Annotated in this window: 19 protein-coding genes; 14 read left to right on the forward strand and 5 right to left on the reverse strand. The window is 62.6% G+C overall.

The window, feature by feature from the left end; translation table 11 throughout:
• Window positions 1-52: 52 nt before the first annotated feature.
• The 4 genes from H290_RS0103550 (at window position 53) to H290_RS0103565 (ending at window position 5,024) form a co-directional block, all read left to right on the forward strand.
• Window positions 53-1,042, forward strand: coding sequence for a nitronate monooxygenase family protein (locus H290_RS0103550; protein ID WP_028462725.1), 990 nt, complete (start codon window positions 53-55; stop codon window positions 1,040-1,042).
• A 7-nt stretch (window positions 1,043-1,049) separates the two neighbouring features.
• Complete coding sequence (locus H290_RS0103555; protein WP_036518071.1) at window positions 1,050-1,838, forward strand: enoyl-CoA hydratase-related protein; 789 nt, start codon at window positions 1,050-1,052, stop codon at window positions 1,836-1,838.
• Between the two features lie 29 nt (window positions 1,839-1,867).
• Window positions 1,868-4,174, forward strand: coding sequence for an acyl-CoA dehydrogenase family protein (locus H290_RS0103560; protein ID WP_020105391.1), 2,307 nt, complete (start codon window positions 1,868-1,870; stop codon window positions 4,172-4,174).
• 70 nt (window positions 4,175-4,244) lie between these two features.
• Window positions 4,245-5,024 (forward strand): SDR family NAD(P)-dependent oxidoreductase, encoded by a 780-nt coding sequence (locus tag H290_RS0103565; protein WP_020105392.1) that lies wholly within the window; start codon window positions 4,245-4,247, stop codon window positions 5,022-5,024.
• Window positions 5,025-5,108: 84 nt separating this feature from the next.
• On the opposite strand, the gene H290_RS27700 is transcribed toward H290_RS0103565, so the two are convergent.
• Window positions 5,109-5,972: an IclR family transcriptional regulator gene (locus tag H290_RS27700; RefSeq protein WP_020105393.1), complete on the reverse strand. Its 864-nt coding sequence runs from the start codon at window positions 5,970-5,972 to the stop codon at window positions 5,109-5,111.
• Window positions 5,973-6,321: 349 nt separating this feature from the next.
• Here H290_RS27700 and H290_RS0103575 point away from each other — a divergent pair, with 349 nt between their 5' ends.
• From H290_RS0103575 to H290_RS0103590, 5 genes are all read left to right on the forward strand, one after another.
• Entirely contained in the window at window positions 6,322-6,927 is a 606-nt protein-coding gene (locus H290_RS0103575) for a cytochrome c oxidase subunit 3 (RefSeq protein ID WP_020105394.1), read from the forward strand.
• Between the two features lie 2 nt (window positions 6,928-6,929).
• Window positions 6,930-7,199, forward strand: a complete 270-nt coding sequence (locus H290_RS0103580) for a cytochrome C oxidase subunit IV family protein (RefSeq protein ID WP_028462728.1) — start codon at window positions 6,930-6,932, stop codon at window positions 7,197-7,199.
• An 86-nt stretch (window positions 7,200-7,285) separates the two neighbouring features.
• Window positions 7,286-8,344, forward strand: coding sequence for an FAD-dependent oxidoreductase (locus H290_RS30075; RefSeq protein WP_255327719.1), 1,059 nt, complete (start codon window positions 7,286-7,288; stop codon window positions 8,342-8,344).
• On the forward strand, window positions 8,328-8,900 hold the full coding sequence (locus H290_RS31915; protein WP_036517967.1) for an FAD-binding protein: 573 nt from the start codon (window positions 8,328-8,330) through the stop codon (window positions 8,898-8,900). The genes H290_RS30075 and H290_RS31915 overlap by 17 nt, the downstream gene beginning before the upstream one ends.
• Before the next feature lie 134 nt (window positions 8,901-9,034).
• Window positions 9,035-9,892 carry a mycofactocin-coupled SDR family oxidoreductase gene (locus H290_RS0103590; protein WP_020105396.1) on the forward strand — a complete coding sequence of 286 codons (858 nt, stop codon included), beginning with the start codon at window positions 9,035-9,037 and terminating at the stop codon, window positions 9,890-9,892.
• 71 nt (window positions 9,893-9,963) lie between these two features.
• Here the strand turns inward: H290_RS0103590 and H290_RS0103595 are convergent, their stop codons facing one another.
• Window positions 9,964-10,707 (reverse strand): hypothetical protein, encoded by a 744-nt coding sequence (locus H290_RS0103595; RefSeq protein WP_020105397.1) that lies wholly within the window; start codon window positions 10,705-10,707, stop codon window positions 9,964-9,966.
• Window positions 10,708-10,853: 146 nt separating this feature from the next.
• Window positions 10,854-11,375 carry a nuclear transport factor 2 family protein gene (locus H290_RS27715; RefSeq protein ID WP_020105398.1) on the reverse strand — a complete coding sequence of 174 codons (522 nt, stop codon included), beginning with the start codon at window positions 11,373-11,375 and terminating at the stop codon, window positions 10,854-10,856.
• 194 nt (window positions 11,376-11,569) lie between these two features.
• On the opposite strand from H290_RS27715, the gene H290_RS0103605 reads away from it, so the two are divergent.
• The 3 genes from H290_RS0103605 to H290_RS0103615 all read left to right on the forward strand — a co-directional run bounded on the left by H290_RS0103605 (window position 11,570) and on the right by H290_RS0103615 (window position 13,876).
• Window positions 11,570-12,037: a nuclear transport factor 2 family protein gene (locus tag H290_RS0103605; protein ID WP_028462730.1), complete on the forward strand. Its 468-nt coding sequence runs from the start codon at window positions 11,570-11,572 to the stop codon at window positions 12,035-12,037.
• 78 nt (window positions 12,038-12,115) lie between these two features.
• Complete coding sequence (locus H290_RS0103610; protein WP_020105400.1) at window positions 12,116-12,637, forward strand: pyridoxamine 5'-phosphate oxidase family protein; 522 nt, start codon at window positions 12,116-12,118, stop codon at window positions 12,635-12,637.
• 147 nt (window positions 12,638-12,784) lie between these two features.
• Window positions 12,785-13,876, forward strand: a complete 1,092-nt coding sequence (locus H290_RS0103615) for a CaiB/BaiF CoA-transferase family protein (RefSeq protein WP_020105401.1) — start codon at window positions 12,785-12,787, stop codon at window positions 13,874-13,876.
• Window positions 13,877-13,902: 26 nt separating this feature from the next.
• Here the strand turns inward: H290_RS0103615 and H290_RS0103620 are convergent, their stop codons facing one another.
• Entirely contained in the window at window positions 13,903-14,316 is a 414-nt protein-coding gene (locus H290_RS0103620) for a hypothetical protein (RefSeq protein ID WP_155976683.1), read from the reverse strand.
• 249 nt (window positions 14,317-14,565) lie between these two features.
• Window positions 14,566-14,982, reverse strand: coding sequence for an STAS domain-containing protein (locus H290_RS0103625; protein ID WP_036518079.1), 417 nt, complete (start codon window positions 14,980-14,982; stop codon window positions 14,566-14,568).
• 386 nt (window positions 14,983-15,368) lie between these two features.
• On the opposite strand from H290_RS0103625, the gene H290_RS27720 reads away from it, so the two are divergent.
• A complete protein-coding gene (locus H290_RS27720; RefSeq protein WP_020105405.1) occupies window positions 15,369-16,145 on the forward strand; it encodes an ANTAR domain-containing protein in 777 nt (258 codons plus the stop codon).
• Complete coding sequence (locus tag H290_RS0103640) at window positions 16,135-16,866, forward strand: GAF and ANTAR domain-containing protein (RefSeq protein WP_081631479.1); 732 nt, start codon at window positions 16,135-16,137, stop codon at window positions 16,864-16,866. The genes H290_RS27720 and H290_RS0103640 overlap by 11 nt, the downstream gene beginning before the upstream one ends.
• Window positions 16,867-16,893 lie beyond the last annotated feature (27 nt).

Here is a 16,893-nt window from a genome sequence, read left to right on the forward strand (position 1 = left end):
ACGATCTCTAGAACTACAAGCCGTCCCGCCCGGCGGACGCCAAGGAGTTTGCATGTTGAAGACTCGTTTTACTGAAGAGTTCGGTGTCGAGCACCCGGTTGTGCAGGGCGGGATGATGTTTGTCGGTCGCGCGGAGCTCGCAGCGGCGGTGTCCAATGGTGGTGGTCTCGGGATCATCACTGCGTTGACGCAGCCGACGCCGGATGACCTCGCAGCCGAGATCGAACGGTGTAAGGCGTTGACCGACAAGCCGTTCGGTGTCAACGTGACCCTGACGCTGTCGATCAATCCGCCGCCGTTCGCGGAGATCCGGCAGGTGATCATCGATTCCGGGGTGAAGATCGTCGAGACGGCGGGTTCGGATCCGACGGTGCATATCGAGCATTTCAAGGAGAACGGCCTCAAGGTCATCCACAAGTGCACCAGCGTCGCCCATGCGCTCAAGGCCGAGCGGATCGGTGCTGATGCGGTGAGCATCGACGGATTCGAATGTGCCGGGCACCCAGGCGAAGACGACGTCCCGGGTCTGGTCCTGATCCCGGCGGCGGCCGATGCCCTGACGATTCCCTTCATCGCTTCAGGCGGTTTCGCGGACGGACGCGGTCTGGCCGCCGCCCTCGCTCTGGGAGCCGACGGGATCAATATGGGTACCCGTTTCATGTGCACGCAGGAAAGCCCGATCCATCAGAACATCAAGGAGCAGATTGTCGGGGCGTCCTCGTTGGACACCCAGCTGATCATGCGCCAGTTGCGTAACAGCATGCGGGTGTCGAAGAACTCCGTCAGCGAAGAGGTCATCGACATCTTGAACAAGGGTGGCCGGTTCCGGGACATCAAGGATCTTGTCGCGGGTGTTCGTGGCCGAACGGTGTACGAGTTCGGTGATCCCGAACTCGGCATCTGGACCGTCGGACAGTCGCAGGGGCTGATCAACGACATCCCGGCCGCCGGTGATCTGGTGCAGCGGATCGCGGCCGACGCCGAAGAGACGTTGATGCGCCTGTCCCGCAGTGTTGTTGCCGACACTCGTGCGGCGGTCTGAGCCCGCCATGACCGAAAAGACCTCCGGATCCGGCTCTCCCGCGAACGATGAACTGCCACTGGTTGTCACGCGCGACGGTCATGTAGCGGTGTTCACACTCAACCGGCCCGATACCCGCAATGCGATCAACCGTGCGATGCGAAAGGCCCTGAAGAGGGAATTGTGGCGTGCCGACAACGACGAGGATGTGCGGGTCGTGGTCATCACCGGTGCGGGTACGGCGTTCTCGTCGGGTGTGGATCTGCCTGAAGCGCTGGCCGGTCCGGCGCCGTCGACCGAGGGACCGACACCTACGCAGGTGATGCGTGGCATTTCCAAGCCGGTTATAGCGGCGGTGAACGGCCCTTGTTACACAGGTGGTTTCGAGCTTGCGGTGAACTGCTCGTTCATCATTGCGTCGGATCGTGCGCGGTTCGCTGATACCCACGCTCAGATCGGCTTGCTCAATGGCTGGGGTGGTAGCGCATTGTTGCCGCGCACCGTCGGTTTGGCGGCGGCGATCCAGATCATCCTCAGTGGTGAGCCGGTGGATGCCGAGACCGCTGCGCGGATCGGTCTGGCCAATGAGGTTGTGCCGCATGATCAGTTGCTCGAACGGACGATGCAGGTTGCTCAGGCGATCGCCGCCGGCCATCCGGGCGCGATCCAGCGGATGTTGAGGCTGCTCAAGGAGGGAGCCGGTACGTCGGTGACCCATGCGCTCGGACTCGAGGCCGAGGCCGGGGCCACGTTCCGCCGCAACGGCGCCGATGTCGGAGCGCGGTTCGGTCGTCAGCGCGCGGCGACAACCGACTGATACATCAACTCTGAAGACAGGGAAGTCCAGTGCAAGAGAACTTCACCGTGGTGCTCGATGCTGCGCTCGATGCAGCAGGCGAGGACTGGCGACTCCGGTTGTCGGCTCTGCTCGACGACTACCGCAGGCGTCCGCGCCCGGGGACGTCGCAACAGCGTTTTGAAGCGGCAATCGCTTGGCAGTCCGAACTCGTCGATGCCGGTCTGGCCGCGCCCGGCTGGCCAAAGGTGGCGGGCGGGATGGAACTCGGGCTCGAGGATCAGTTGGACTACTACCGGCTGACCTCTGCAGCCGGTGCCCCAAAGCATCCGTGCAACCTGTCGTTCATCGTGGCGCCGACGTTGATCGTCCACGGCACCGAGGAACAGAAGTCGCGATTCCTCGAGCCGCTGCTGCGGGCTGATGAGTTTTGGTGCCAGGGCTTTTCGGAGCCGGGCGCCGGCAGTGATCTCGCATCATTGTCCACCCGCGCTGTGCGCGAGGGCGACGTCTATCGGATCACGGGGCAGAAGATCTGGACGTCGATGGCTGACAAGGCCGACTGGATTTTCGCACTGGTCCGTACCGGGCCGGTGGGCCGGGGAACCTCCGGGATCACCTATCTGCTGATCCCGATGAACTCGCCCGGCATCGAGGTCCGCCGGTTGCGGGATGCAGCCGGGGGCCACCGCTTCGCTGAGGTGTTCTTCGACGATGTCGAGGTACCCGTGGCGAATCGGGTCGGGGAGGAGGGGCAGGGATGGTCGATCATGCGTACATCGCTCGGCCATGAGCGGGCCACCGCTTTTCTCGCCGACGAATTCCGGTACCGCGCAACGGTCGACAAGGTCTTCCGGCTCGCGCTCGACCAGGGATATGAACACGACGCCCTCGTCCGACAGCAACTCGCCGGCATCGAAACCGATGTCCGGGTTATCGCCACGAACAGTGCCCGCGCACTCGATGCTGTTCTCCGTAACGAGGATCCGGGCGGCGTCGCGTCGGTCAACCGGCTCGTCAAGTCCGAATTCGAGCAGCGTCTGCACCGGCTGGCGTTGCGACTGACCGGCACCGGAGCGGTGCTGGGCAACCGGTCGGAAGGGGCGGTGGACAAGGGCCGCTGGAGTTATGGATACCTGATGTCGAAGGCCGCGACCATCGGTGCGGGTACCTCGGAGATCCAGCGGAACACCATCGCGGAGTCGGTACTGGGCCTGCCCTCGCATCGTGGTGAGGGCCGGCGAGCCGCGGCCGTTGCACCGGGACGGCCGCTGGCCGCCCCGGAATCCGATGAAGCCGCACTGCGTGAGGTCCTGGGATCGGCTGTGGCGTCGCACGTGGACACCGCATCGCTTCTGGCCCGTGCCGGTGAGCCCGTGCAGCTGGACTCCGCTCTGTGGCGCGAACTCGTGCAGTTCGGCCTGCCGGGCCTGGCCGCGCCCGAATCACTCGGTGGTGGTGGGGCACCGCTCCGACTGCTCTGCGCGGCCATTGAGGAAGCCGCCTACCATTTGGCCCCGGTCCCGTTGGTGCCCACGGTGATTGCGCTTGAACTGCAGCTTGCCGCCGGTGCGTTCGACACCGCCCGGGCCGTGATCGACGGTGCCACGGCCGCGGTTGCCATACCGATCGGTGACGGTGGCTGGACCACTGACCACGGCCTTCCGATTCTCGAGGCAGGTGCGCTCACCGGGTCGGTCGAGCGGGTGGCAGGCGCGCCCGTCGCCGAGATGTTCGTCGCGGCCGCCACCGATGCCCAGACCGGCGAGATCGTTCTCCTCACCGTCGATGCAACGTCCGCGACAGTGGTGGCCGGCGAGTCGATCGATCTCACCGCAACAGTGGGAACGGTGTCGTTCACCGGTGCTCCGGTCCGGGTGATTGCCACCGGTTCCGACGCCCGGGACATCCTTGTCAAGGTTCGTCGTGTCGCGCAACTGATGGTCGCGGCGGATGCGGTCGGAGTGGCGAACCGGGCACTGGCGTTGGCGGTGGAATGGGCCTGCATGCGTGAGCAGTTCGGTGTTGCCGTCGGTTCGTTCCAGGCCGTCTCGCATCGCCTCGCGAACATGCTCGTCGATGCCGAAGGTGCTCGTAATCAGGTGCTTTCGGCCGCCGACCGCGAAGCGGACGATCCTGATTCCGCGGTTGCCTCCGATCTCGCGACAGCGGCGGCTCTGGATGCTGCTGTCCGTGTGGCCGAGGGCTGCGTCCAGGTTCACGGTGGCATCGGCTTCACCTGGGAACATCCGGCGCACCTGCTGTTGCGTCGGGCCACCGCCGACGAGGCATGGATCGGCCGTCCGGAAGTTCTTCGCGACCGCGCCGTCAGCAACGTATTCGCGCGATTGTCGTGACAGTGGTCGTCACGACAGTACTGACACCACAAGCGTTCTTTATCGAAATGAAAGTCGAAGGAGTACAAGGATGAACATCGAGGGCAGTGTTGCACTGGTGGTCGGCGGCGGCGGCGGTTTCGGCGGGGCCACGGCCCGCCGTCTGGCCAAGGCCGGAGCGAAGATCGCAGTGCTGGATCTGGACGAGACCAAGGGTGCCGCCTCGGCAGCCGAGATCGGAAACGGGGCCATCTTCGTCAAGACCGACGTTACCGACGAGGACAGCATCCTCGAGGCGATCGCTCGTGCCGAAGAGCTTGGCCCGCTGCGTATTGCGGTTGTGGCACATGGCGGTGGCGGTGGTGACGGACGCGTTGTCCACCGTGATGGTCTGGCGCACAGCTACGAGGCGTTTCGCCGGGTCGTCGACGTGTTCCTCAATGCGACGTTCAACGTCACGCGGCTCGCTGCGGCGGCGATCGCCAAAACCGAACCGCTCGAAAGTGGTGAGCGCGGGGTCATCATCAACACCGCATCCATCGCAGCGTTCGACGGCAGCATCGGGCAGGCCGCGTACGCCGCAGCGAAGGCCGGCATCGTCGGCATGACGCTGCCGATCGCGCGTGATCTCGGACCACTGGGCATTCGCGTCATGACCATCGCGCCCGGTGTGTTCCTCACCGGCGCATATGGAGCCGCCGCTCCGGAGGACCTGCAGGCGCACTGGGGCCCGGCAGTTCCGTTCCCGGGCCGGATGGGTGAGCCCGACGAGTACGCGATGCTCGCGCAGCAAATCTGCGAAAACCCCTATCTCAACGGTGAAGTGGTGCGTCTCGACGGCGGGATCCGTTTCACCAAAAAGGGCGTCTGAGCGCCCACCTCTAACGAGCCACGACACAAAGGCGAGCCACCTGCAGGTGGCTCGCCTTTTGTCTTGGGCTCGGATGAGGAAGTGCTACATGGCGTTCTGGGTCATCGATGCATCCCGGAAACGTCGTGCGTCGTGGTCGGCGCGGACCGGCCGCGCATAGGGGGCGCCCGCCGATCGGAACAGCGGCGTCGGCGCAGTGTGTGGGGTTGCCGTCGCCATGAGCCGGCGGGAGATCTCGGCGGCGGTCCACATCGCGCGTTGTTTGAGCTCGGGCACATTGAGTCGCTGCTGCGGTCCGCAGACAGAGATGGCGGCCACCGCGCCACCGAACTCGAGGATGGGTGCGCCCACACATCCGACTCCGCGTAGTGCTTCGCCGGACTCGGTCGAATAGCCAACGTTGCGGATCTGGAGAATCGCGGCTTCGAGTGCCTCGGGCGACATGATGCTGGCACTGGTCTGGCGCCGCAGACCGCTCTCGAGGTACTCGTCGATGACGGCGCGGGAAGAGTAGGCAAGGAGGACCTTGCCGACCGCTGTGCAGTGTGCGGGAAGACGCCCACCGACTCGTGACGGCAAGCTGCTGGCGAACGCTCCGCCGACTTTCTCCAGGTAAACGACGTCTTGCTCGTCCAGGAGGGCGAGATGCACCACATGGCCGGTCGCCGCGCACAATTCCTGCATGAAGGGCCGGGCGACGTCGCTGATCCGCGTGCGCTGAACAACCTGGCTGCCGATCTCGAACATCCGAAGACCCAGCGTGTATTCACTGTCGTTGCGCTGCAACCACCGGGCGTTGACGAGCTGCTGCAGGATCCGGTGGACCGATGAGCGGGGCAGTTTGCTTCTCGAACTGATCTGGCCCAGCGTCAGCGTGCCCGACGACCGTTCGAAGACACTCAAGATGAGCACAACCCGATCGACCATGCTCGCCGGTGCATCAGACATTGGGGACCTCCTTGACGCCGGGGCGCCGAACCAGTGGAACTGTATTACTTGTTTCAACAAGCCTACCTCTTAGAGTATGACTCAGGACACGTGCCTGGTGGAAATGGGACGCCTTTTGAACTCTCGAAGGCGTGCGCATTGGGGCCTTAGGTCCTCAGCTGGATTGCCGTCTCACTCAGCGGAAGGACGACGCGGAACGGGCCGTCGCGACAGTCACACTTGACCTGCCCGGCCGAAGAGAGCTGGGTCACTAGCCCCTGGGATGATGGGCCACATCACCGCCGGTTTGCGTGAGGAGAGATTCTGTGGGCAATCAGCTGAGCCGGATCGGCGCGTGTGTGGTGCGGCAATGAGTGGTACCAACACCGTCGTCGAGACGCCGGTCGTGGCGTCCGAGCCCAAGAGACTTCCCGGCGAACCCGGGCTCTGGGTGTTCCTGTTCGGCGACATGGTTGTCTTCGGGATATTCTTCGTCTATTTCCTGGTCGAGCGGGGTAAAGCACCGGAAGTTTTCGAATCATCGCGCGAAGGCCTTGATCTGACGATCGGCCTGACGAACACGATGATCTTGCTCACCAGTTCGCTGCTGGTGGTCATCGGTCTGCAGGGTGTCCGCACCGGCCGGTTCACGAATGCGTCGAAGATGTTCGCCCTCGCGATGGGGTGTGGCGTCCTGTTCGCGATCTTCAAGGCCATCGAATACACCCACATGGTCACCAGCGACCACGGTCCCGGCGTCAATCCGTATTATCAGTGGTTCTTCATCCTCACCGGCACACATCTGTTCCACGTGTTCATCGGTATCGGGGCCTTGTCCCTGGTGCTCAAGAGGGCGCGTCGGAAGGTTGAGCCGACAGGTTCGGACCGGATGTTCTACGAGGGTTGTACCTGCTATTGGCACCTTGTGGATCTGCTCTGGATGGTGTTGTTCCCACTCGTGTATCTGGTGGCGTGATCATGACGCTCAAGGAAGTTCTCAGCGCTCGCTTCTTTCGGACCTGGGTTGTGCTGGTGGTTCTCGCGGTCATCGCGCCGATCGTCAGTCTTGAAGGTCATAACGGCACCGCGGCCGCAGTGGTGGTCTTTGCCCTCGCCTCGTGGAAGGTGCGACTCGTCGGGCTCGACTTCATGGAGTTGCGGCACGCGCCGTGGGCGGCTCGGGCGGCCTTCGAGGTGTACTGTGTCGCGCTCTTCGCTGTCCTCGCCGGTGGCTATGCATGGTTGTAAAGCCAAGCCGCACAACAGTTTTCTCAACTCCGACGGACCGCAACTGGTCTTTCGTGCGAATCGTGAATCAAATCTAGGAGGTAGTGATGACCACAAACGAAGAAACTTTTGACGTCATAGTCGTCGGGTCCGGCGGCGGACTGGTCGGTGCCTATGTGGCAGCGTCGCGCGGGCTGCGGACTCTCGTCATCGAGAAGACCGGACTGGTCGGCGGTACCACCGCCTATTCTGGTGCGGGACTGTGGTTCCCGGGAAGTGCTCCGCTGAAACGGGCCGGCATCGACGACGGCGATCTCGAAGAGGCCCGCACGTACCTGCGCGATCTCGTCGGGGACAGCTCACGCGAGGACCTGCAGAACGCCTACCTGAACGCCGGCGTCGCACTCATCGACGAACTCGAACAAAACCGGTGGTTCCAGTCGTTCGTGCACGGCCCGGTGCCCGACTACTACCCTTCGCAGCCCGGTGCCACCCTGCATGGGCGCACCATCTTCCCGCCGTCGGTGTTGGCCGCCGAACTCGGGGACAATGCACCGCTGATCCGCACCTCGATCCCGTCCGAACGCTTCGGCTATGACGAGGGGCCGGAAATCAACGGAGGGCGCGCTCTGATCGGTCGCGCGCTGATGGCCTTCCTGGAGACCGGAAACGGAGTGCTCCGACTGAACACGGCTCTGGAGAGTCTGGTAGTCGAAGACGGCAAAGTGGTCGGCGTCGATGCCGTCTCCGCGGGTCAGAACATCCGGCTCCGCGCGACGGGTGGCGTCATCCTGGCCGCAGGCGGCTATGAACGAAACGGTGAGCTCCGTACGAAGTTCAGCGCGGTCCCGATCACCGGTGAATACTCGAACGGAGTTGTGTCCAACACCGGCGATGCGCTCTCGGCCGGCATCACCATCGGTGCCGACACCGGCCTGCTCGACGAGGCCTGGTTCATTCCGGGTCTCATTCAGCCGGACGGCCTTCCGGTATTCCATACCGGCACGCGCGGTGGAATCTTCGTCAACGCGGCAGGCGAGCGCTTTGTGAACGAGACACAGCCCTACGATCAGACCGGTCACGCAATCTACAACGCGGAGGCCACAACTGGGGTATCTCATTCCCCCGGCACACTGGCTGTTCGATCAGATGCAGTTCGAGCGTGACGGAATCGGCCGCGATCCCGCTGCGGGGGTGGATCCGGAGTGGTTCACCTCGGGTGCGCTGAAGAAGGCCGACACCCTCGAAGAGTTGGCGCAGATCATCGGCGTGCCGTTCGAGGCCCTGAGCCGGTCGATCGAGGAGTTCAACGGATACGCCGAGTCAGGCGTCGACGAGAAGTTCCATCGAGGTGAGACTCCCTGGGATCAGATGTTCCACCACATGGTCGGTTTTGCTGCGCATCCGGAGCAGAACTACATTGTGCCGATCGAGACCGATTTGCCGAACCCGCTGGTTGTCCCGATCGGTGAGGGTCCGTACTACGCGGCGACAATTGTCTTGTCGGACATCGGCACCAAGGGTGGATTGAAGACCGATGCGCGGGCGCGGGTGTTGGGTCAGGACGGCTGGCCGATCGCCGGGCTGTACGCGTCCGGCAACACCATGGCCGCGATGTCGGGCAGTGTGTACCCGGGTGCCGGAACTCCGATCGGTTCAAGCCTTGCATTCTCATACCTTGCGGCGCTTGACATCGCCGGTGAAGGACAGGCCGGCGAGTAACGGCCACAAGCCGAGTCGGAATCGACAATCAACAATCGTGCCTCCCTGAGGCCTCAGCAATGGGTCGGGTCGCCAACAGGCGACGCCGACCCATCGTTGGATGAGTGGAAAGCAGTTCTGTTGTGACACAACGCATGGAAGGCAAAGTCGCCTTCATCACCGGCGCAGCGCGAGGCCAGGGGCGCGCACACGCCGTACGCCTGGCCGAGGAGGGCGCGGACATCATCGCGGTCGACATCTGCGCACAGATCGAATCGGCAACCTATCCGATGGCAACCGAGGCCGACCTCGCCGAGACCGCTCGGCTCGTGGAGGCGCTCGACCGCCGAGTGGTCACGCGAGTTGCCGATGTTCGCGAACGTTCGCAGCTGGTTGCCGCAATCGAGGCCGGGATTGCAGAGCTGGGGCATCTCGATGTCGTGGTGGCCAACGCGGCGATCTGCCCGATCGGTCCGGACGTGGCGCCCCTCGGGTTCTTCGATGCACTCTCGGTGGATCTGGTGGGTGTCATCAACACCGTGGAAGCAGCCTTCCCGCACCTGAAATCGGGTGCATCGATCGTCTGCACCGGCTCGATGGCTTCGATGCTGACCGGTCTGGTCGACAATCCGGCCGCCGGACCCGGCGCTGCCGGCTACGGACATGCCAAGCGGGCCGTTGCACGATTCGTCCACGAGGCCGCACTTCAGTTGGCGCACCTCAACATTCGGGTCAATGCGGTACATCCGGGAAATATCGACACCGACATGTTGCAGAACGAGCCCATGTTCCGGTTGTTCCGGCCCGATCTGGAGAACCCCACAAAAGAGGATGCGCAGCCGGCTTTCGGTAGTTCGCACCGGCTACCTGTGGTCACCATTCCGCCGCGCGACGTCAGCGAGGCGATCTTGTTCCTGGCCTCGGACGCGTCGCGCTACATCACCGGGCAGCAGCTGAAGGTCGACGCCGGAGCCCTGTTGCCCTCCACCACTTCCGGCGCTGCAAACGCCTGAGGATCGTGGACGAAAAAGCTCCCCGTGTCGCACGCGACACGGGGAGCTTCTTCATGAATTGCCAAGCGCGATCACGCCATGGACGGATCAACCTTTGTGACGTTCTCTTCGGACTCTTCGAACTCGCTCTTTGCGGCCTTGAGCAGCAGCAGCGGGGTCGAGATTTTCCAGACGAGGTAGGCGATCGACGGCAGCCAGAACGCGAACAGTCCGTTCCATGCCAGGGGGCCGTCCTTGACGAGGAAGATGAGGCAACCGGGTGCGAGAACAACTCCGAGCAGGAAGTTGATGTATGCGAACCATCGCGGGAAGACGGGATTTTCGCGCTTGTCCAGGAGTACTGCCCAGCCGATCACAAAGACCTGCAGGACGAAGACCAGAGCAAAGCCCACGTACATGAAGAAGAACAGATCCACGAGTACCGAGAGAATCTCCGGCGAGCGTTCCTCGGGCCGGTATGCGGCCGTGGCCAGAACGAATAGTGGGTACATGAACCCGATGGGGGCGACGACACCGGTCAGCACCTGGATCATCGACAGCGGACCCCAACCACCCTCGATCCGGCGCATCTGCCAGCTCGTGGTCACCACGAACAGGTACTCGAGTGGGACCACCAACGAGATGAGAACGATCGACCACATGATGCCGGTCTTGTTGTCGATCAGGAAATCTTTGATCCACTCAGGCGACTCGGTCGGCGACAGCGGTGGCTGGACCTTCGCGAACGAGAAAAAGCAGATCCCGACCACAATCATCACCAGGAAGCCGGAGTATGCCGACCATCGCTGGAAGGTATAGAGGGTCTTTCTGTCCATCACGGATCTCCTTTGATCAGTCTTTTGGCGTCGGCGAAGTAGTCGCCCGCTTGTGAAGTTGCCTCAGTGTGGCAACCCGCACACACGGCCTCATCCGGAGATTCCGGTGACCGGAACACATTTCGGTCATCGGAGGTGACTGACCGTCAGGTGAGCACTGTGTACGAGAGGTCAGTGGTGTCGCGGTGGCCCTGCGGCATCATGTCCGGGCCCGGGCCTGCCGGATTCTGGGCTTCGAGAATCATGTCGCCGACATAGGTCCGATGATCGATCGCCCAGACACCGTCGCGGAGGGACCACCGGTCGGCGTAGCGTCCACGGTGGAACTGGTCTCTCGCGATGCCGTCGGACGGGGCGGTCCGCAGCCAGACGGCCACATAGGTCTCGCTTGATGCGGTCCCGGCCTCGAGATCCACCCGGATGAGGATGTTGCTCACCATGTGTGAATGATTTGCGAATCCGGCGTGGTACTCCCAGACGAAGTCGAGGAAGCCCGAACCACTGCCCCGATATCCGGGACCGTAGTCCGCGGTACCGTCCTGATGCCATACGCTCTCGGCGAGAGTCCGCTCCATCCGGTCAAGGCCCCGGCAGTACGAATGAAGGGCCTCGGTGATCGCCTGCTTGGCAACCAATTCGGCGATGGCATCGGTTTCGGCAGTTGGCATGATAAACCTCCCGGGTCGGTGGCAATCACCGTAGAGTTGTGTGATCAGCTGCGGGCGTTGAGATTCCATACAGCGGAACGGTGTCCGGTGACCGGTCGTCGGTGTGGAACGCAGATCTGAGATCGGTTGTACTGTCGGTCGGCGACCACTGTGCCGGTCCACCGATCAGCGCCGGCGAAAGGATTCCTGTTCTCATGGACGACATCTCAGCGATCAAACAGGTCAAGTACCGCTATCTACGTGCCATCGACACCAAGGATTGGGATCTGCTGGCGAGCACCCTGACCGAGGACATCATCGGCAACTACGGTGAAGACGGTCACCAGGGCGGCAATCTCGTTCTCACCGGTCGGGACAACCTACTCGGGTTCATGCGAGATTCGCTGGGACCGAACATCATCACCGAACATCGCGTGGATCATCCGGAGATCACCGTCGCCGGCGATGAGGCCACCGGCAGCTGGTACATGCAGGACCGGGTGGTCATGATCGACCACGAGATGATGTTGACCGGAGCGGCGTTCTACACCGACCGATATCGGCGCACCGCAGATGGTTGGAAGGTGTGTGAGACGGGGTACGACCGCACGTATGAGCTCACGATCTCGCTCCACGACCTGCCCAGTTTCAACCTCAAAACCGGTGCATCACTGAATCTCTGACGACGGAATTCGTATCTGGTTTCAGTGAGCGGGACACCGGGGAGAGGGCGTCGAGGTTGCGGCGTAGCGTCCGCCGGTATGACTGAAAAACTGGATAATCTCGAGGACCTGTCGGCATTTAAACTTACGGCCGACGAGCGCGAAAAGCTGTTCGAACTCCAGGACGAATGCACTGTGTCGTGGACCAACAAAGACGGTTGGCCGGTATCGATGCCACATTCTTTTGTGCGCTCGGAGGGCAAGTTCTGGGTGCACACCGCATCGAACAGGAAACGGGTGCAGGCACTTCGGGCCCGCCCGCAGAGCTGCATCACCGTGTCGAGTCTCGGGACGGAGATGATCGGGGCGATGATCACCACCAAGACCTTGGCCACCGTCCACGACGGTGATCGAGACCTGGTGCGGTGGCTGCTCCCGTTGTTCTTGAAGCGCGTCGGGATGGCTGCAGACGATGAGGCCTTCGATCAGCAGATGGCGTTGCTGGACACACCGGCCCGCGTCGTGATCGAGTTCGATCCGGTGGACTTCTTCACCTACAACTCCGAGGCCCTGAGCCGCGCGGTTGCTTCCAGCGGCTACGACCGCTGGGATCGGACCTGAACCGGTTCCTTGACGTACCGCCTGACGATCGTTGTCGCCTGGGTGGTGCTTGTCGCCGCCGTCTACATGGGAGCGCGATGAGCTCGGGACCGCTTGACCACCGCCGGCTTTGACAGCCGGCGTACACCACTGGCGATAGGAACAAACATGGCGAAGAGCGGACCGCTGCGCGGTATCCGGGTTGTTGAGTTCGCAGGGATCGGGCCGGGCCCGCATGCTGCGATGATGCTGGGCGACCTGGGTGCCGAGGTGGTACGGGTGGAGCGGCCCGGCAAGTTGCCCGCCGAAGGTCAGGTGGCCGACCAGATGCTGCGCAATCGGACCGTGGTGGAGGCCAACCTCAAAGACGCCGTCGACAAAGCGGCAGTGATGGACCTCATTGCCAGGGCCGACGTTGTCATCGAAGGATTTCGGCCGGGGGTGACCGAGCGGCTCGGTTTCGGGCCGGAGGATGTCGCCGCGGTGAACCCGCGGATCGTCTACGGGCGGATGACCGGTTGGGGGCAGGATGGCCCCATGGCGCAGGTGGCCGGGCACGACATCAACTACATCGCCATGACCGGTTTGCTGCACGCGGTCGGGCGTGCCGACGAAAGGCCCACGCCGCCATTGAATCTCTTCGGTGATTTCGGTGGGGGATCGATGTTTTTGGTTCAGGGCATTCTTGCCGCGCTCATCGAGCGTGGAACGTCGGGTCGAGGTCAAACCGTCGATGCAGCGATGGTCGACGGGGTCTCGGTCCTCGGTCAGATGATGTGGTCGTGGCGCGGTGACGGGCGTTGGGAAGACCAACGCGGAGTCAACAAACTCGATACCGGGGCGCCGTTCTACGAGGTGTACGAGACCGCCGACGGCAGGTATTTTGCGGTCGGCGCCATTGAGCCGCAGTTCTATTCGCTGCTGCTTGAAGGTATGGGACTCGGCGCGGACGATGCCCTGCCCGACCAGCTCGACAAGTCTTCGTGGCCGGCGATGAAAGTTCGTTTTGCAGAGGTGTTCAAGTCCAAGACACGCGATGAGTGGACTGCGATCTTCGACGGCACAGATGCCTGCGCTTCACCGGTCCTGAATTGGGACGAGGCCACCCAGGACAAGCACCTGCTGAACCGTCAGACACTCATCGAGCTCGATGGTGTCACGCAACCGGCTGTGGCACCGCGCTTTTCGCGTTCGGTGCCGGATACGCCGATAGCACCTGCCCGAGCGGCCGCAGACCCGGCCACACTCTGGTTGGAGTGACGCCGAGCGCCCGTTTGCCGAATGGGCTACCAGTCCTGCATGACCCACAGCGGCAGCGTGGGGTTGTCTGGGAACACGCCGAACACCACGCGCCCGCTGGGATGGGAAGCGGCCTCCGCGATGACTTGCTGACCTGTCACTGTGTTCCATGACCGGGCCAGCACGGGGAGGTCGTCAGGGCCCCGATATTTGGAACCGTCCTCGAGGAGCACACCCCAGCGATTGTTGCCGAGCACGGCGTTGATCACGTTGCCGGCACCTATCTGGGCAGCGGCAACCGTCTCGGAGTGCGTCAGCTCGATGATGACCACTCGGTCGCGGAACATCGGGCTCAGATAGACCTGCGCCGCTGAGGCGTTCGATGTCGTGATCACGGAACCGCTGATCACACCCAGCGCGGCGACCACGGCGACGGTGAACCGGTTCATAATCTTCCGCATCGTGGTCCTTTCCGCCGGTATGTGTCTACCTAACGACGCTCATTACTTTAGCAAAGACCAGTCGTGGACCCGGATGCAATGTGGCGATTGATCCACGTCGTCAAACTCGTCGCGGTGAACTCCCAAGTGTCGCTGCCATGGTGCCCGTCGGAATCGGCAGTGACGGACCGAATGGAGTGGTCTGTGACCGGAATGTTTGGTGCACAACGATTTACCTACCCTGCCCCGGCGGATGTACGCGCACGCGGATTACGCGTTGACCTCCGTGACGTTGGCAAGCGCGGCCAGCGCGGTGGCGAGCGTGGGGTAAATGGTCATCGCCAGGTGCAGTCCGACGAGCTTCAGGGGCCTGCCCGTCGATGGGCCGTCGGCAACGACGCCGAAGTGTCCGGTGGGTGCGCTGGCGTGCGCAACGAGTAATGCACTCATCCCTGCTGATGCCAGGAAGGCAGTGTCTGTCAGATCAATGATCAGGCCTCGCGGCCGACCGGCCAGAGCTGCTGTCACCGACTCGGTCAATAGCGGTGCTGTGAGCACGTCAATAGTGCCCTCGACGGAGAGAACCACCAGGTCACGGTGCTGCACAGAGACCACATTGATGGCAGCGGTGGCCCGCGTTCGGGGACGGTCGTCAGGAAGAATTGGGTTTGTAGCGGTTGTTCGCATGATGCGTGTCTCCAGCTCGCCGAAACGATGCTGACTCGTCATCATGGGAGTGAGACTGTCAGTTGACGGCGATGGCTGTACCGCTTCTCATCATGTCACGGAATCATCCTTTACAGGCAATTACGCGGGACAACGTTTAGAAATGCGTTTGGCGGGCACACGTTTTCACGGTGGCCGCGGTAGCCGTGAGGGCCCCGAGGAGAGCACGGCACCAGCGGTTGAAAGGCGCCCGGCCCCGGCCCGTAATGCCGCGCATGGGTGGACCAATAGTGCTGGGCAGCAGTAGGTCCCGGTCGAAAACCGTTGCAGAAAAGGTCTTGCGATCGGTGGGGTGGGTGCCTAATATCTGTGACTGAGAATTGGTGGGTTCGACATGGAGGACGGCCATGAACGAGTACACATTCAATCTCCCCGAAGACCTCGCTGCAGTAGCGCGAGAGCTATCGATCGCACGCCATGACACTGCCCTGCTCGCTGCGACGATATCGAAGACAGCGACGCGCCTGGTGCCGGCCGCGGACTATGTCAGCGTCGTCGTGGTTGCCAAGGGAAAGATCGAGCGGGCGGGTGTGGCCGATGATCTTGCCGACACCTGCGACACCCTCCAGTCGGACCTGGGGGAGGGGCCGAGCTTCGATGCTTCCGTCAACGGCGACACTGTGGTGATCAACGATGTATCGCACGAGAAACGATGGCCCCAATTCATGAATGCGGCGGCTGCAGTAGGGGTGGGAGCAATGATGTGTGTGCCCTTCGATGCGGGTGAAAACAAGACGGGAACCGTCAACATGTACAGCTCCGCAGCGGACGTATTCACCGGTCGGTCCAGGAATGTGGGCGAACTGTTCACCGCGCACGCCGCGGTCGCGATTGCCGCCGGTCGCGAAAGCGAGCAACTCCATCAGGCAGTGCAGGGGCGAGACGTCATCGGGCAGGCCAAAGGCATGATCATGGAACGCTTCAGTGTCGACGCCGATCACGCGTTCGGCCTCTTGCGGAAGCTGTCCCAGGATTCCAACGTCAAACTTTCCGAGATCGCTCAGCGGCTCATCGAGACAGGTGCCGACAGCGCCGCACCGGAGACAACCCCCGGACGGACATCACATTCGAACGGCAGCAACGTAGATCTCGACGTGAAGAGAAGGTCTTTGGATGGCAGATGAGCCAGCCCAGCAAAGTGGCGGTGGCAATGCTGATGAGTTGTGCATGCCCCACACGAGGAACCTCGCGACCTCGAGTATGGAGGCGATCGAAGCCGACGGCGCCGCAGTGTCGATCTTGACCGACGACGCTCGGTCACGCGATCTTTTGTACGCGACCGATGCGGTCGCGGCACGGATCGACGAGTTGCAGTTCACGGTGGGAGAGGGGCCATGTCTGGAAGCCTTCAAGCAACGTGCGCCGATATCACTACCCGATATCAGCAGCCGAACGTTCCCGGCACGATGGCCGGCGTTCAGCTCTGAGGTATTCAACGAGCTCGGTGTGCACGGAATCTTCGCATTCCCCATACTCACCGGTGGGGCTCGACTAGGGGTACTGGAGTTCTATCGCCGACACTCGAAAGCCGACCTGACGTCGCCGCAATATACGACGGCACAAGGATTCTCGGAACGTCTGGGTCAGGCGGTGCTCGACGAACTCGTGGACTACCGGTGGACACTCGAACAATCGCATTACGAACATCGGCAAGGCAACTACCAGTTCGCACGCGCTGACGTGCACACCGCAATCGGTGTTCTGTCGGTCCGCTTGGACATATCGATTGCCGACGCCGGCGCTCGACTGCGGGCACGGGCGTACGTCGAGTCTCGGTCCATCTCCTCTCTGGCGCACGATATCGTCCACCGACGGGCGAACTTCACCGATGAACGTGCCTTGTGACGGGCCGACGACTTCGTTCGCGGGCGC

This window comes from Nocardia sp. 348MFTsu5.1, from assembly GCF_000383535.1.
Taxonomy (GTDB): domain Bacteria; phylum Actinomycetota; class Actinomycetes; order Mycobacteriales; family Mycobacteriaceae; genus Williamsia; species Williamsia faeni.